The organism is Streptococcus mitis SK597, assembly GCF_000148545.1.
Taxonomy (GTDB): domain Bacteria; phylum Bacillota; class Bacilli; order Lactobacillales; family Streptococcaceae; genus Streptococcus; species Streptococcus mitis_C.
Map to the genome: position 1 here is coordinate 1 of NZ_AEDV01000107.1, position 2,228 is coordinate 2,228.

Here is a 2,228-nt window from a genome sequence, read left to right on the forward strand (position 1 = left end):
TAAAAAATGAACACTCATTAAACACACTTATTTCATATATTTACAATTGTTTTACTATATCCTAATAAGCATTGATAGTATAGTAGATTGAAACAAAATATGCACAAATATATTAGGTTAGTCAAATGAATTTCTAGAAATGTTTTAGCAACCGCAGTGTACTATTATAGATTCAATCTGTTTCATGTCCCAACTTTAAAAACTTTTAGAGTAACAATTGTTTTGTGTTTTGTGTTTTAAAATTTTAAAACCATATCTCCTCGAAGGTTTAATACTCAATGAAAATCAAAAAGCAAACTGGGAAGCTAGTCGTAAGCTGTACTTGAGTACGGTAAGGCGACGCTGACGTGGTTTGCTTTTTGATTTTCGAAGAGTATAATACAATTTTCAGTTACTTGTAGAGTTAGACATGATACCTCTCATTTTTATATGAAGTATTTAATAAAAAGGAGTATAATGACTTTAAAACTAATTACATGTATATCGATAAGGAGGTCAAGTCTTTATGATGAGAAGATTTGTTACCAAGAAGCACCTCGTACTTTACTTCTTTGCTATTTCCATTACTTGGCTGGAAGCAATTATCACGCCAGCCCTTGTTCAGAATATTGTTGCCAGTTTTACCAATCAAGAACTAGGCCTTCTTTGGAAAGTTTTGATTTTAGGAATCCTTGGTAATCTCATCCTCTTACTAGGTTTGGCTGGGAAACGCTATTACTACGCCCGTTTGATTACTGATTTCAAATATGAAATCAAGAGTGCTATTTTCAAGCGATTTTTAAACAGTTATGAGATCGATGAAAAGGATATTTTGTCCGACCTAGAAAACGACGTCAAGCAACTAGAAGAAAGCTATATTGAGCCAACGGTCATCATCTTTTCTTCTCTGGGCTTTACAACTGTGTCCATTCTCTATGCCCTATGGACTAATTTTTACCTAGGCTTGATTTTCATCCTCTTCTACTCCTTTCCTGTCCTCTGCAGTGCTATCGGATCAAAGCGTTTGGATTCACTTTCTGAAAAGCGGTCCACTGTTAACCAAAGCTACTTAGCAAGCTTGACAAATTTTATTGGCGGTAGCCAACAAATTCGCCATTATCAGGGGCAAGACTACTTTTTTGCTCGCTATCAAAAGCAATTACAAACCAGTCTAGATACCGAAATTAACTATGAAAAACAACGCACTTTAAACAGTCTCTTGATCAATAGCATCGATGCCTTTTGTTCTGTCACACCAATCGTCATCGGTGGCTTTATGACCTACTATAATTATTTAGATGCGGCTAGTTTTGTGGCCATCTATCTGGTTTCCCATAATATTGGCTATCAATTCCAAGAGTTGGCTTATTTTACCAACACCCGAGAAGCGAATCGAACTCTTCTCAATAAATACCAAAAACTTTTGAAGCAGTCTGATCCCATCTCGCCTAGAAGCATAGAAAACATTTTCCCTATCCAGCTTAACACCATCTCCTTAGAAAAAGATGGGAATATCCTCCTGTCTCCGATTTCCATGCACATCAAGCAAGGAGAAAAAATTGCCATTATCGGGGAAAGTGGCTCTGGTAAGACAACCCTGCTCAATATCATTCATGGAGAAGAGACACCAACAAGTGGACAGATTAGCTTTGCTGGTCAGAACCTGTCACGTAAAGAAATCACAAGCCTTAGTTCCTATATCCTCCAAGATAGCCATTACTTTGACACGCTATCTCTGGAAGACAATATCCTTCTGGGACTGGATAAAAATAAAGAGACTTTAAATCATATCCTCAAAAAAACAGGATTAGAACATTTGAAAAATCGAACACTCAGAAACGATAGTCTATCTGGTGGCGAGAAACAACGCCTAGAAATCGCTCGAGCCCTCTACCATGATAACCAACTCATCTTAGCAGATGAGATTAAGGCCAATCTTGACTTGGAAAATAGCAGAAAGATTAGTGACTTACTCTTTTCCCTACCTCAAACAGTCATTGAAGTCATTCACCACTACACAGAAGAAGACTTAAAACACTATGACCAAGTCATTCACTTAAGCAAAGAAAAGTGATAGTCTATAACATACGATTTGAAAAGGAGGCTAGGCAAAAACTCAATTTCAGGAGAAAATGAATTAATATTACCACAATAAAACGCATAATATCAAGTGTTTGCACACCTGATATTATGCATTTTTCTGATTTTAAAGACTTTTTACCCAGTCTATTCTTACTAATCTATTTCTT

At 36.3% G+C, this 2,228-nt stretch carries 1 protein-coding gene; it reads left to right on the forward strand.

The genetic code is table 11. From position 1 onward, the window contains the following. Positions 1–505 precede the first annotated feature (505 nt). Entirely contained in the window at positions 506–2,053 is a 1,548-nt protein-coding gene (gene gggC / locus SMSK597_RS12480) for a streptosactin export ABC transporter GggC (protein ID WP_000986238.1), read from the forward strand. Positions 2,054–2,228 lie beyond the last annotated feature (175 nt).